The 12,535-nt window shown below is 55.1% G+C and carries 15 protein-coding genes; 14 read left to right on the top strand and 1 reads right to left on the bottom strand.

Annotation, left to right across the window (positions count from 1 at the left end; all coding sequences use genetic code 11):
- Nucleotides 1-44 precede the first annotated feature (44 nt).
- The 9 genes from phnG to phnP are packed head-to-tail and all read left to right on the top strand — an operon-like array spanning nucleotide 45 to nucleotide 7,039.
- A complete protein-coding gene (gene phnG, locus DDT56_RS14065; RefSeq protein WP_136167072.1) occupies nucleotides 45-500 on the top strand; it encodes a phosphonate C-P lyase system protein PhnG in 456 nt (151 codons plus the stop codon).
- The gene (gene phnH / locus DDT56_RS14060) at nucleotides 500-1,081 is read left to right on the top strand and encodes a phosphonate C-P lyase system protein PhnH (protein WP_136167071.1); all 582 of its coding nucleotides are present in this window, start codon (nucleotides 500-502) and stop codon (nucleotides 1,079-1,081) included. The genes phnG and phnH overlap by 1 nt, the downstream gene beginning before the upstream one ends.
- A complete protein-coding gene (locus DDT56_RS14055) occupies nucleotides 1,081-2,172 on the top strand; it encodes a carbon-phosphorus lyase complex subunit (RefSeq protein WP_136167070.1) in 1,092 nt (363 codons plus the stop codon). The genes phnH and DDT56_RS14055 overlap by 1 nt, the downstream gene beginning before the upstream one ends.
- Nucleotides 2,162-3,013, top strand: a complete 852-nt coding sequence (locus DDT56_RS14050) for an alpha-D-ribose 1-methylphosphonate 5-phosphate C-P-lyase PhnJ (RefSeq protein WP_136167069.1) — start codon at nucleotides 2,162-2,164, stop codon at nucleotides 3,011-3,013. Before DDT56_RS14055 ends, DDT56_RS14050 begins: the two co-directional genes overlap by 11 nt.
- Complete coding sequence (phnK, locus tag DDT56_RS14045; protein WP_136167068.1) at nucleotides 3,010-3,798, top strand: phosphonate C-P lyase system protein PhnK; 789 nt, start codon at nucleotides 3,010-3,012, stop codon at nucleotides 3,796-3,798. Before DDT56_RS14050 ends, phnK begins: the two co-directional genes overlap by 4 nt.
- Nucleotides 3,799-3,846: 48 nt before the next feature.
- The gene (phnL, locus tag DDT56_RS14040) at nucleotides 3,847-4,581 is read left to right on the top strand and encodes a phosphonate C-P lyase system protein PhnL (RefSeq protein ID WP_136167067.1); all 735 of its coding nucleotides are present in this window, start codon (nucleotides 3,847-3,849) and stop codon (nucleotides 4,579-4,581) included.
- A complete protein-coding gene (gene phnM / locus DDT56_RS14035) occupies nucleotides 4,568-5,704 on the top strand; it encodes an alpha-D-ribose 1-methylphosphonate 5-triphosphate diphosphatase (protein ID WP_136167066.1) in 1,137 nt (378 codons plus the stop codon). Before phnL ends, phnM begins: the two co-directional genes overlap by 14 nt.
- Nucleotides 5,704-6,282 (top strand): ribose 1,5-bisphosphokinase, encoded by a 579-nt coding sequence (gene phnN / locus DDT56_RS14030; protein ID WP_136167065.1) that lies wholly within the window; start codon nucleotides 5,704-5,706, stop codon nucleotides 6,280-6,282. The genes phnM and phnN overlap by 1 nt, the downstream gene beginning before the upstream one ends.
- Nucleotides 6,275-7,039, top strand: a complete 765-nt coding sequence (gene phnP / locus DDT56_RS14025) for a phosphonate metabolism protein PhnP (RefSeq protein ID WP_136167064.1) — start codon at nucleotides 6,275-6,277, stop codon at nucleotides 7,037-7,039. The genes phnN and phnP overlap by 8 nt, the downstream gene beginning before the upstream one ends.
- A 173-nt stretch (nucleotides 7,040-7,212) precedes the next feature.
- Here phnP and DDT56_RS14020 read toward each other — a convergent pair whose 3' ends face one another.
- Nucleotides 7,213-8,130 (bottom strand): LysR family transcriptional regulator, encoded by a 918-nt coding sequence (locus DDT56_RS14020; RefSeq protein ID WP_136167063.1) that lies wholly within the window; start codon nucleotides 8,128-8,130, stop codon nucleotides 7,213-7,215.
- A 496-nt stretch (nucleotides 8,131-8,626) separates the two neighbouring features.
- Between DDT56_RS14020 and DDT56_RS14015 the strand changes: the two genes are divergently transcribed.
- From DDT56_RS14015 to DDT56_RS13995, 5 genes are read left to right on the top strand one after another with little or no spacing between them, the layout of a single operon-like run.
- On the top strand, nucleotides 8,627-8,929 hold the full coding sequence (locus DDT56_RS14015; RefSeq protein ID WP_136167062.1) for an acyl carrier protein: 303 nt from the start codon (nucleotides 8,627-8,629) through the stop codon (nucleotides 8,927-8,929).
- The gene (locus DDT56_RS14010) at nucleotides 8,926-9,423 is read left to right on the top strand and encodes a 3-hydroxyacyl-ACP dehydratase FabZ family protein (RefSeq protein ID WP_210417032.1); all 498 of its coding nucleotides are present in this window, start codon (nucleotides 8,926-8,928) and stop codon (nucleotides 9,421-9,423) included. The genes DDT56_RS14015 and DDT56_RS14010 overlap by 4 nt, the downstream gene beginning before the upstream one ends.
- Complete coding sequence (locus DDT56_RS14005) at nucleotides 9,417-10,562, top strand: beta-ketoacyl-[acyl-carrier-protein] synthase family protein (RefSeq protein WP_136167061.1); 1,146 nt, start codon at nucleotides 9,417-9,419, stop codon at nucleotides 10,560-10,562. The genes DDT56_RS14010 and DDT56_RS14005 overlap by 7 nt, the downstream gene beginning before the upstream one ends.
- Nucleotides 10,559-11,095, top strand: a complete 537-nt coding sequence (locus DDT56_RS14000) for a coronafacic acid synthetase (RefSeq protein ID WP_136167060.1) — start codon at nucleotides 10,559-10,561, stop codon at nucleotides 11,093-11,095. Before DDT56_RS14005 ends, DDT56_RS14000 begins: the two co-directional genes overlap by 4 nt.
- A complete protein-coding gene (locus DDT56_RS13995; protein WP_136167059.1) occupies nucleotides 11,092-12,531 on the top strand; it encodes a class I adenylate-forming enzyme family protein in 1,440 nt (479 codons plus the stop codon). Before DDT56_RS14000 ends, DDT56_RS13995 begins: the two co-directional genes overlap by 4 nt.
- The last annotated feature ends 4 nt before the right edge of the window (nucleotides 12,532-12,535 follow it).

The raw sequence follows: 12,535 nt of genomic DNA, 5'->3' as shown, positions 1-12,535 counted from the left end.
CACGCAGAGACACGGAGAGTTATCCACTTTGACAGGACAGGCTAATGATGAATACATCCATTCGCCAGCACTGGATGTCAGTACTGGCTCATAGTCCAACATCAGGATTAATCGAACTGTGGCAGTCTCTCGGCCTGGCGCCCGAGTACCGCCTGATCAGGAGCCCCGAGGTCGGGTTGCTTCAGGTTCAGGGACGCGCGGGAGGAGAAGGAGGACGTTTCTTTATGGGGGATGTGACCGTCACCCGTGCGGTGGTGCAGCTTTCCGGCAATGATAGCGGCGGCTATGGCTACAGCTACGTTATCGGCCGGAATAAGGCGCACGCCGAACTAAGCGCCCTCATTGATGCGCTGTTACAGCAACCCGCGCAGTACGATTTACTTCAGACACGCCTGATTATACCCCTGCACGCGCAGTTAACCGCGCAGCGTCAGCAGCGGGCACGGGAGATTGCCGCCAGCCAGGTCGATTTCTTTACCCTGGTAAGGGGGGAAGACTAATGAAGCTACTTAACGGATTTTCCGATCCCATTGCCGATGCGCAACGTGCGTTTCGGCTGATACTGAAGGCGATGAGCGAGCCCGGCATAGCGGTTGCGTTTACCGATACCCCGGAGTGGCGACCGCTATCTCCGGCTGGCTGCGCCGTGTTGCTCACGCTGGCGGACAATGACACGCCGCTCTATCTTGCCACGCCGTTTCGCGATGAACGGATCGGCCATAATCTCCGTTTTCATACCGGGGCGACGCTCACCGACCAGGCCTCGCAGGCGGCTTTCGCGGTGCTGGATAATGCGTTTCCCGCCGCGCTGCTCGATGAGTTTGCCTGCGGCAGCGGCGAATTCCCCCATCACGGCGCCACGCTGATTCTCGAGGTCCCTTCCCTCAGCGGGGCGCCTCCGTTGACCTTAAGCGGTCCCGGCATTGAGCGCCAGCGTATCGTTACCGTAGCGCTGCCGGAAAGCGTCAGACGCTACCTCGGTCGCCGTCCGGTCGCTTTCCCCCTGGGACTGGATTTCATTTTCACCTGCGGGCGGCAATTACTGGCCATTCCGCGAACAACCCATGTGGAGGTGAGCTAATGTACGTTGCCGTTAAAGGTGGTGAAAAAGCGATTACCGCGGCGCATGCCCTGCAGGAGCGACTCCGCAGAGGCAGCGGCGCATGTAATGAACTCGGTTGCCGACAAATCGAGCAGCAGTTGGAACTGAGCGTACAGCGGGTGATGAACGAAGGCGGTATTTATGATTCGCAGCTGGCCGCGCTCGCCATCAAACAGGCCAGCGGCGATCTGGTGGAAGCGATATTCCTGCTGCGAGCCTACCGCACTACGCTGCCGCGCTTTATGGCCAGCGAGCCGCTCAAGATGGCCGGCATCAGGCTGGAGCGGCGTATTTCCGCCATTTATAAGGATCTGCCCGGCGGCCAGATTCTGGGGCCGACCTATGATTACACCCATCGTCTGCTCGACTTCGGCCTGTTGAATGAGAATGAAATTGCGCCGCTGTCCCAGACTGGCGAACCAACCGCGATCCCGGCGAACGCTCCTTGTCCGCGCATTTTTGAAATGATGACCCGCGAAGAGCTGATGAGCGCCGAACATGATGACGACAGCGAACCTGATGATATTACCCGCCATCCCATCACTTATCCCTGTAGCCGCTCGGCCCGTCTGCAGCAACTGGTCAGAACCGATGAAGGATTTTTACTGGCGCTGGGTTACTCCATTCAGCGCGGCTATGGCCGTAACCATCCATTTGTCGGCGAAATTCGCACGGGTTATGTCACCCTGAGTTGCGCCCCGGAAGAACTGGGTTTTCCCATTGAGGTCGGCGAAATTCTGCTTACCGAATGTGAAATGGTCAACAACATCAAAACCACCGCCACCGGACGGCCCTGTTTTACCCGTGGCTATGGTTTGGTATTTGGCAGAGCGGAACGCAAAGCGATGTCGATGGCATTAGTCGATCGGGCACTGCGGGCGGACGAGTTCGGTGAAGAAATTACCAGCCCGGCGCAGGATGAAGAGTTCGTGCTCTCTCATGCCGACAGCGTGGAGGCTTCCGGTTTCATCTCGCACCTGAAACTCCCTCATTATGTTGATTTTCAGGCCGAGTTGGATCTGCTTAAACAGCTGTGCCGTGACTTTGAGGAGGAACGTCATGAAGGATGATAGATTAACCGGCTACAACATGGGCTACCTGGACGAACAGAGTAAGCGGATGATCCGCCGGGCGATCCTCAAAGCGGTAACCATCCCCGGTTTTCAGGTTCCCTTCGGCGGGCGCGAAATGCCGATGCCCTATGGCTGGGGAACCGGCGGCATCCAGGTGACCGCCAGCCTGATCGGTCGTGACGATACGCTGAAGGTGATTGACCAAGGTTCGGACGATACCACCAACGCCGTCTCCATCCGTCACTTTTTCCAGCGGGTGGCGCACGTCAACACCACCACTCGGGTCGGTGAGGCCACCTTGATTCAGACCCGGCACCGCATCCCCGAAACCCCGCTGCGCGCCGACCAAATCATCGTCTATCAGGTGCCGATCCCTGAACCCCTGCGCTTTATCGAACCGCGGGAAACCGAAACCCGCAAGATGCATGCGCTGGAGGAGTACGGCGTGATGCACGTTAAACTGTACGAGGATATTGCGCACCACGGACATATCGCCACGACCTACGCCTACCCGGTATTGGTCAACAATCGTTACGTCATGGACCCCTCCCCGATCCCCAAATTCGATAACCCCAAAATGAATATGATGCCTGCGTTGCAGCTGTTTGGGGCCGGGCGTGAAAAACGTATCTACGCATTACCCCCTTTTACCAAAGTGAAAAGCCTGGATTTTGAAGATCACCCCTTCTCAGTACAACAGTGGGATGAGCCCTGTGCGCTATGCGGCTCCCGGCACAGCTTCCTGGATGAGGTGGTGCTCGACGATCGGGGAAACCGCATGTTTGTCTGTTCAGACACTGATTTTTGCCAACAGCAGAGGGAGGAACAAGGCTTATGAAATCCTCACAAGTGCAGCAACAGCCGTTATTGAACATTCGCGGCCTGACCCATTTGTATGCGCCGGGCAAAGGTTTCGCCGACGTTGATTTCCAGCTCTACCCCGGCGAGGTACTGGGCATTGTCGGCGAATCCGGCTCGGGGAAAAGCACCTTGCTTAATGCGCTGTCCGGGCGCCTGACGCCGCAACAAGGCCGGGTTATCTACTTCGATAAAGCAAATACCGAACTGGATATATACGGCATCAGCGAGAACCGCCGTCGACAGATCTTGCGTCGCGACTGGGGCGTCGTCTATCAGCACGCGCTTGACGGACTGCGTCCGCGGGTTTCCGCCGGCGGCAATATCGGCGAGCGGCTGATGGCCATCGGCCACCGCCATTACGGCCATATCCGCCAGCAGGCGGAAGAGTGGCTCGAAAGCGTCGAAATTCCGGCGGAACGGCTGGATGATTTTCCGCTCACCTTTTCCGGCGGTATGCAGCAGCGTCTGCAAATCGCCTGCAATCTGGTTACGTCGCCACGCCTGATCTTTATGGACGAACCCACCAGCGGGCTGGATGTATCGGTGCAGGCGCGCCTGTTGGATCTGTTGCGCAATCTGGTAAGGGACATGGGACTGGCCGTCATCATCGTCACCCATGACCTGGGGGTCGCGCGGTTACTCACCCACCGGCTAATGGTGATGCAACAGGGACGGATCGTGGAAAGCGGGCTAACCGACCGGGTGCTCGATGATCCCCTCCATCCCTATACCCAACTGCTGACATCGTCGGTGCTGATGTAGTCGATCGGCCTACGTTTGCCTGTCGGCAGGCAATACGGGAGCAATACTATGTGTAATTCCACGTCTGAAATACAGATTGCGGTAGAAAACCTGTCAAAAACCTTTGTTCTGCATAACCAGCAAGGGGTGCGACTGCCGGTATTATCGGCTATCAATCTGCAGGTTAAAAAAGGGCAGTGCATGGCGCTGCACGGTCATTCCGGCTGCGGTAAATCCACGCTGCTACGTTCTCTTTACGCTAATTATCAAGCCGATGCGGGGCATATTTGGATCAATCACCGGCAACATCCGGTGGATATCGTCACGGCCGACGCGCGCACCATTTTCGCCATCCGTCGCGAAACCCTGGGGTGGGTAAGCCAGTTTTTACGCGTGATCCCGCGCATAAGTACGCTGAATGTGGTGATGCAGCCACTGTTGGAACAAGGTGTGGAAAAAGCCGAATGTGCCGAAAGGGCCGAACAATTGCTGTCCCGGTTACGTATTCCATCACGTCTGTGGTCATTGGCGCCCTCGACCTTTTCCGGCGGCGAACAGCAACGCATCAACATCGCTCGGGGTTTTATTACCGATTATCCCATCCTGTTGCTGGATGAACCCACCGCGTCCCTTGACGACAAAAATCGCCACACCGTGGCGGCGCTAATCGAGGAAGCCAAACTGCGGGGAACCGCTATTATCGGCATCTTTCATGACCGGGAAATCCGCGAACGGGTGGCTGACAGCCTTTTTACCATGCCGGACACGGTGTCTGACAAGGAGAAAAGCCATGATTATCAATAATGTTCATTTAGTCATGGAAAACGAACTGCAACTCGGCTCGATCGAAGTTACCAATGAAATCATTCACCGCTGCTCGGACTCCGTCAGCAATCTGCCGCGGGCGGTGGATGGCGAAGGAGGATGGCTGCTGCCGGGGTTGGTCGAACTGCACACCGATAATCTGGAAAAATACTTTACCCCGCGCCCCGGCGTAAGCTGGCCCGCCGCCTCGGCCATGAAAAATCACGACGCGGGTATTATCAGCAGCGGTATCACCACCGTACTGGATGCGGTGGCGATTGGCGATGTGCGCGCGGGCGGCGATCGCATGGAGAACGTGCAAAAGATGGTCGACGCTATCCGCTACAGCCAGCAGAATGCCCTGAACCGAGCCGATCATTATCTTCATCTGCGCTGTGAGTTGCCTCATGAAACGACGCTGCCGCTCTTCAATCAGCTAAAAAACACGCCGGAGTTGTTACTGGTTTCATTAATGGACCATTCACCAGGCCAGAGACAGTTTGTCTCGGCGGAAAAATACCGTACGTACTACCAGGGAAAATATCATCTCAGCGACAGTCAGATGGATGAGTTTACCCGGCAACAGATAGCCTTCGCCAAACGCTGGTCACAGCCTAACCGCGAGGCGATTGCCGCGCAATGCCGATCGCAGGGCCTGGTTCTGTCCAGCCACGACGACGCAACCGCCGCGCATATCGACGCCTCATGTCAGCAAGGCGTCACTATCGCCGAGTTTCCCACCACACGGGAAGCGGCGCAAACAGCGCATCAAAAAGGGATGCAGGTCATGATGGGGGCGCCCAATGTGATCCGCGGCGAGTCGCACTCCGGGAACGTATCGGCATGCCTGCTGGCAGAGACAGGATTGCTCACCATTCTCTCGTCCGATTATTTCCCTGGTAGTCTGCTGGATGCGGCCTTCAAGCTCGCCGGCGATGAAACATTGCCTTATACCCTGCCGCAGGCGGTGGCTCTGGCGTCGTTAACGCCGGCCAGGGCTCTGGGTCTGGATGACCGTGGATGCATTGCCGAAGGAAAACGCGCGGATCTGGTACTGGTCAGAGAATTCAGGGGCGAACCCCATATTCAGGCGGTCTGGTGTCGCGGACGGAGGGTATTTTGATGGCCAGACTGATTTATCTCATCGGCGCCTCCGGTTGCGGCAAAGACAGTCTGCTGGCCGCACTGCGAACCTCGTCCACCCAAAATGTGCTGGTCGCCCATCGCTATATCACTCGCCCGGCGTCGTCGGGCGGTGAAAACCATATTGCTCTCAGTGAACAGGAGTTCTGGTTCCGTTATCACCATGGGTTATTTTGTTTATCCTGGCGGGCGCATCAGTTGCATTACGGACTGGGCATTGAAATCGACGCCTGGCTGGAGAAAGACATTGATGTGGTCGTTAACGGGTCGCGCGCCTATTTGCCACAGGCGGGCAAACGTTACGGCGATCGTCTGCTGCCGATTTGCCTGACCGTTCCGCAAAAGATACTGGAGCACCGATTGAGAAAACGCGGGCGGGAAAATGAGCAGCAGATTGCGGAGCGCCTGCGCCGTACCATGAATTATCAATCAACCGTGCCGGCTACCTGCCCATGCTTGTCCAACACCGGTCCGCTGGAGCAGACCGTCCGCGCCTTCCGGCAATTGTTGAACCGGCCGAAACACCCGAGCGCGACAAGGAGGCGGTTCGATGACTAACGTCCCCTTGCTCTCATTAACGTTCACCGGCACTGGCGGCGTTCACGCCGCGCCGCTCTTTGGCTGCGAATGCCCGGCCTGCGGGCGAGCCCGTCATACGTCAACATACCGGCGGCGTCCCTGCAGCGCGCTGTTAGATTGCGCAGGGGAACTGACATTGCTGGATGCCGGGCTGGACAATTTGTCGCAACGTTTTCAGCCAGGTCAGCTACAGCGTATTTTGCTTACGCATTATCATATGGATCACGTCCATGGACTGTTTCCCCTGCGCTGGGGAAAGGGGGGGCCGATTCCGGTATTCTCTCCTCCCGACCCCGCTGGCTGTGACGATCTGTTCAAACACCCCGGTATACTGGATTTTCAATTTCTCGAACATCCGTTCCACACTTATCAGATGGGAAATATGCGTGTTACCCCCGTGCCGCTCAACCATTCTCGCCTAACCTGGGGCTACCTTATAAACCGGCGAAATAGCCGGGTGGCTTATCTTACCGACACCAGGGGATTGCCGGAAAATACCGCTCATTTTTTGCGCCGGCAACGGATAACCTGCCTGATTATTGACTGTACTTATCCGCCATGTCAGGAAAAGAATCACAACGATATCAATGAGGTCATTGCGTTATATTACGCCCTGCGCCCGCGGAGAATGCTGCTGACTCATATCGATCATACTCTGGATGAATGGTTAATGACGCATACGCTGCCGCCGGGAATAGAGCTAGCCCAAGATAACCAAACTATTTACCTTGACTAACCACTTAATATAACAACACATGAGATACCAGCCATGCTGCTTAATATAGCTGACTATATTGGACCAAAGACAAGAATAGCCAAAAGCATAAAATACGACGTTTAATGGCAACATTCAGCAAAGCACTTCCGTTAATCTTAACGAAATCTTTTCCTTTTTATTACACAAACCTGTTAATCAATGTAGCTCACCGAGTCTATTCTCCCTTCAACAATCGAGCTTTTCAGGTAATCATTCAGTAAAACAATATTTTTGTTATAGGCATGTTCTTTCGGCCAGACAAAATAATACCCCTGACCTGTGCGGACAGCGAGATTAAATGGCAAAACCAATGTTTTATTTTCAAGCTCTCTCTTCACCATATTTATATCAACAATAGCGATCCCCAACCCCTGAACTGCGGCACTAATGGCAAAATTCATGGTGTTAAATTCATGTTGATTAACAATTTTTAGTCCAATCTTCCTTTGAATACCTTTACACCATAATAACCAGTAATCTTCTTTTGATTTGGAATACAACAGATCAATGCCGAAGCCCTTAATATCGCTACATTGCGGTAATACGCCGGGGGCGCAAACCGGGATTAACCATTCATCAAGCAAGTGGGTAACCGCCCAGTTCGCGGGAAAATCTCCTTTACCGTACTGAATCGCCCCATCATAATTACCTGTTTTAAAATCAACAAGTTCCGAATTAAAACCATTACTGTCCAGCTTGACAATAGGATAATTTTTCTTGGCATGCAGTTTTCTTACTATCGCGATAAGCCAGCGTAACGAAAAAGTTGTCGGCGCTCTAATACGTAACGTATCCCTATCACCGGAAAAGTGTTCACAAGCCGTGCATAGTGAGGTAAACGCGACTTGAATTTCCTTGGCAAAGCATTCCCCGTCGGGTGTTAATACCACCCGAGGGCCATTACGTTCAAATAACTTACGACCAAAGAAACTTTCAACTGTATGAATATGCTTGCTGATAGCGCTTTGCGTAATGGATAACTCATTCGCTGCCTGAGTAAATGATTGGTGACGAGCCGCAGACTCAAAAGCCTTTAACGCATATAACGGAGGAGTTTTCAACCAGTCCATAGTTGTTTACCACTATAATCATGCAATTATTGAAATTGTTTTTACATTGAAAAAATGAACATATCAATAAGAATTCTCCGCAAAAAAAATAGAGGCACCACGCCATACCTCAAATAATTTCAAACAAAATAATTTGAAGGGAAAACGTACCATCATGAGTAATGGTTGTTATTTGGATGACTATTTTCCCTTTTAATAAAAAAAATAAAAACCGTATAAAAACACCAGAGAATTCAATCAATATTTTACGAAACCATCGTTAAAGCCCTGGACGAACACTATCTCTAAAATATTAATTCTCACATGAAATAATTAATACCTATCTCTTAGATGAGAAAAGGTCGTGTAGATACACATCTTAAACAAGTTAAATAGAGGTATTCATGTCAATTCTCTGCGATTTCAAACAAATCGCACTACGGCGACCAGACGCACCGGCAGTGGTCATGCCCGACGGAGGTCCCTCAACGAACGGCAACAACGAAAGCTATTTTTCATGCAAATCAACAGTAGTGGAGATACCACTTTGAACATAGAAACAACAATAATCGGCATTCTGGTCGACGATCTTTTTATCAGCGTTCCACGAGCGGAGATCGACCCGGATATCAATATGCGTGATGGTCTGGGGCTCGACTCGCTCGGGTTCAGCGAACTTCGCGCCCAGTGCGAATACGCCTTCAATGTAAAGATTGAGGACGAGGATTTCACCCCGGAGAATTTCGATTCAATCAACACGCTGACTCGCCTGATATCGCGCCTTCGTCATTCACTCACCGACGGGAAGGACAACCAATGACTGCTACAGCCAATAAAGCACAGCAACGCAAGCCGCGGGTCATGGGGTTCACGGAACTAAAAAGCTGGCTGCGCCATCGCCATCCGATGATTTTTCTTGACCGGGTGCTGGATTACGAGCCTGGTAAAAATCTGCAGAGCATGATGGTCGTATCCGGACAAACGGATGCGATCGCCGGGCACTTCCCTGAGCGGGCGATTTTTCCTGCCAGCCATATGATGCAAGCCATCGCCCAAACCGCGATTATTCTTTTGCAAGTCTCCACATCCCCTCTGGACGAGGATGAAATTACCCTGGTCGGGTCGGTTAAAGCCAGGTTTACCAAGGTGGTGGTTCCGGGGGACCGGCTGATCTTCAACATGACCTGCGATAGTCTTCGCGACGACTTCATCACCTTCACTTGCCAAGCGGAAGTCTCAGGCCAGCCGGTCGGCACCCTCAAAGGTTCGCTGATTCGCAAAAAAGTCTCGGATCTGGGGGAGCAACTATGGTAATCACCGACTCGCCGATCTGGGTGACGGGGATAGCGTGGTCGACGGCTCTTGGTTCGGAGATCAGTACGGTGTGGGAATCGCTTCTCTCCGATGCCTCCGGCATCACGGAACTCGATGCCGCTCTGCCGTTGCGGAATAATCGCGCGGCATCGTTGCCAGATATTCCGTCGGAGTGGCCCGCCGACAAGCGTCAGCACGAACTGACTCGCGCCACCCTGTTGCGGGCCCTGGAGGATGCGGGGATCGCCCCGGATGATCCGTTTCTCCTTGCGGTGCTCGGAACCAGTTTCGGCCCTCATCTTGATATGCCTGAGATCGCGTCGTTGTCCGAATGGTCGACCAGGGCGGTGCGAGACGCCGGATGCGTGGCCGCTCCCGTCACTGTCACCACCGCCTGCTCCGCGGGTGCTGATGCCATCCAGGCCGGATTTGATCTTCTCAAAGCCGGCGCGGCGGAAGTTTGCGTGTGTGGCGGCGCTGATGTACTGACGCTTGGCAAAAGACTCAGCCATTCGCGTCTCGGCACCCTGTCTCCTGACCGACTGCGGGCGTTTGATATCAGGCACAACGGAACCGTTCTCGGCGAAGGGGCCGCGTTTTTGGTACTTGAACCGGCGGAGCGGGCGCAGGCTCGGGGAGCCCGTCCGTACGGCGTCATCGCCGGCGCGGGATCGTCAAACGACGCCGCCAGCGCCGTCGCCCCGAATATGTCAGGCCAGAATGTTGTCCTGGCCGTTCAACGAGCCTTGCAAAGCGCCGGGATCACCCCGGCGGACGTCGCTGTCGTTAATGCGCACGCCACCGGTACCGTGATTAACGATGTTGTAGAAGCCAAAGCCTACACGCAGCTGTTCGCTGATGTCCCTCAGCCACCGGCCATTTTCGCAACCAAGGGAGCGTTTGGGCACACGCTTGGCGCCACCGGCGCCATTGAAGCGATAACCGTCCTTAAGGCGCTCGAAACAGGATGGGTCCCCCCCGTCCACGACCTGCTGGACCCCCTTCCTGATTTCAATCTGCCGCTGCCAGCGAAGAATCCCATGAAGGTTCGCTCCGGTTTCGGTATCAGTGTGACGCTCGGCTTTGGCGGTTTCAATACCTGCCTGGTTTTCCAGAAACTCGGAGGGACGACGATATGAACGAACAGGCTGTCATCAACGCCTGCGGCTTGGCTATCCTTGGCAGAGGCGTTGCCACTGCGCCCGACTTATCCAGCCTGAAGCCGAAGCAGAAAGCCTCCCTCTATGCCGATCCGCTTGCGTGGCTGGTACTCGAAGCCGTCGAGCAGGCGCTCAAAGAAAATAGCTCAGCCCTAGCCTCTTCCGGGCTGGCCGTGGGGCATATCGCGGTGAGCGACCAGTGCACCGCCCATACCCTGCATGGGATCGGCACAACGATTCCGTCAGGCCGGATCTCACCGCTGCGTTTCTCTGGCGCGTGCCCAGGCATGATTTGCTGTCTCCCCTCTCTGTTTCTGGGGTTCAGCGGCCCAAGCCTGGTCCTATCGATGCCGCCGGCTAGCGGTCTTCCCCCGGCGTTAGCTATCGCCAGCATATGGCTCCATGAATGTTCAGCGACCCATGTCATCGTCACATACCACCGGAAAGATACGTCTGGACACGGTGTGACAAGCCTGATCCTCGCCAATCAGGACACAGGAGGACAACAATGATGGCGGTCAAAAAAATAGCGCCGGATACGGTACAACACTTCCTGGATAATCTTGTCCAGGTGGGCCAGCCTGAAGCGCCGACGCCCCAATTCGACGAGGTGCTGAAAAATATGCGCAAGCTGGGTCTTGAACCCGGCGCACCGGTGATGATCGCCATGCCGAACGGCAGGCAATTCGTCACCATCGTGTTCGCTCTTTTAACCCTGGGAGCTGTCCCGGTGCTTCTCCCGTCATCGGCGCCGCCGTCCAGAATTTATCGCATCGCCAAGGTTCTTGGCGCCAATACGCTTATCGCCCTGCATACGCCACCGGGCCTGCGACAGGTCAAAACAACCCTCGTCCTCTCGCAGGGAGTAAAACTCACCTTCCTCGACGAGGTAGAGGCCCGTCGTTACCGGCCCGGAGAACTGATTCTTCTCACATCGGGCACCTCCGGCATATTCAGCGGCTGTCTGTTTAATATTGACGCGCTCTTTCTCAATGCCACCCGTCATGCCCAGGCGGTGGGGCAAACGCCCGCCGACAGGGTGCTCATCAACCTCCCCATGTATTACTCCTACGCCTTTGTCGCCCAACTGCTCGCCGCCTTTGCGTTGGGCAGCACGGCGATCATCGCCGGACCGCCCTTCACGCCGGTGAACTATGAGCGGACGATTCACGACTATCAAATCACCCAATCATCGCTGACGCCCCTGATGGTCGACGCCTGGCTGCAAGCGGGCTCCGAAAATCTTCCGGCGCCGCTGCGCCGCCTGACGGTCGGGGGAGACGCTCTCGCTCCCACGTCAGTCGCCGCGGTGCTGATGCGTAACCCCGGACTGGAGCTCTACCTGACCTACGGCCTCACCCAGGCGGGTCCTCGTGTCGCCACGCTGGCGGCCCACCTGGAGCCGCCCCGGAGATACGCGTCGGTAGGTCTGCCGCTTCCCGGCGTTCAGGTCCACCTGCGCAAAGAGAATCCCGGCGATAAGGTCGGTGAGCTGATCGTCGAAACGGAGACAGGAATGCTCTGCCGCATTGGCAAACACGACAAGCCGACCACCCCCGTCAACGGCAACAAGCGGATGATCTGCACGGGAGATATCTTCGAGATGGACGACGATGGTTATCTCTTTTTCCGTCAGCGCCAGCCGACCTATGTGATGAGCCGCGGCGAGAAGGTCTGTATGAAGTCGGTCTGCGAGATAGCGGAGACGATACCCGGCGTATCAAGAGCGGAAGCCTGGGTCCATGAGGGGAATTCTGATGAGGTGGCTTTCACCCTCGACGTCTACTGCGATGACGCCACGCTCAATGAAAATGGGATCCGGCGGCAACTCGGAAAAGTTCTGCTGCGCAGCGAACAGCCAACCTACCTGGCGATCCACCCGGCATCAAACGTTGGCTGGCGCAAGACCGCCACCAAGAAGACAGCCGCCACCAATAAAAGGAGTTAGGCCA

Origin of the sequence: Brenneria corticis, assembly GCF_003115855.1 — a bacterium.
Taxonomy (GTDB): Bacteria; Pseudomonadota; Gammaproteobacteria; order Enterobacterales; family Enterobacteriaceae; genus Brenneria; species Brenneria corticis.
Note: the sequence above shows the minus strand (reverse complement) of the source record. Positions and strands in the feature narration are given on the sequence as shown.

Excerpts from the sequence above, each read along its gene's own strand:
- phnH (WP_136167071.1), top strand. The coding sequence starts at position 500 with ATGAAGCTACTTAACGGATTTTCCGATCCCATTGCCGATGCGCAACGT.
- phnK (WP_136167068.1), top strand. The coding sequence starts at position 3,010 with ATGAAATCCTCACAAGTGCAGCAACAGCCGTTATTGAACATTCGCGGC.
- DDT56_RS14015 (WP_136167062.1), top strand. The coding sequence starts at position 8,627 with ATGCAAATCAACAGTAGTGGAGATACCACTTTGAACATAGAAACAACA.
- phnM (WP_136167066.1), top strand. The coding sequence starts at position 4,568 with ATGATTATCAATAATGTTCATTTAGTCATGGAAAACGAACTGCAACTC.
- phnG (WP_136167072.1), top strand. The coding sequence starts at position 45 with ATGATGAATACATCCATTCGCCAGCACTGGATGTCAGTACTGGCTCAT.
- DDT56_RS14010 (WP_210417032.1), top strand. The coding sequence starts at position 8,926 with ATGACTGCTACAGCCAATAAAGCACAGCAACGCAAGCCGCGGGTCATG.
- DDT56_RS14005 (WP_136167061.1), top strand. The coding sequence starts at position 9,417 with ATGGTAATCACCGACTCGCCGATCTGGGTGACGGGGATAGCGTGGTCG.
- phnL (WP_136167067.1), top strand. The coding sequence starts at position 3,847 with ATGTGTAATTCCACGTCTGAAATACAGATTGCGGTAGAAAACCTGTCA.
- DDT56_RS14020 (WP_136167063.1), bottom strand. The coding sequence starts at position 8,130 with ATGGACTGGTTGAAAACTCCTCCGTTATATGCGTTAAAGGCTTTTGAG.
- DDT56_RS14055 (WP_136167070.1), top strand. The coding sequence starts at position 1,081 with ATGTACGTTGCCGTTAAAGGTGGTGAAAAAGCGATTACCGCGGCGCAT.
- phnP (WP_136167064.1), top strand. The coding sequence starts at position 6,275 with ATGACTAACGTCCCCTTGCTCTCATTAACGTTCACCGGCACTGGCGGC.
- DDT56_RS13995 (WP_136167059.1), top strand. The coding sequence starts at position 11,092 with ATGATGGCGGTCAAAAAAATAGCGCCGGATACGGTACAACACTTCCTG.
- DDT56_RS14000 (WP_136167060.1), top strand. The coding sequence starts at position 10,559 with ATGAACGAACAGGCTGTCATCAACGCCTGCGGCTTGGCTATCCTTGGC.
- DDT56_RS14050 (WP_136167069.1), top strand. The coding sequence starts at position 2,162 with ATGAAGGATGATAGATTAACCGGCTACAACATGGGCTACCTGGACGAA.
- phnN (WP_136167065.1), top strand. The coding sequence starts at position 5,704 with ATGGCCAGACTGATTTATCTCATCGGCGCCTCCGGTTGCGGCAAAGAC.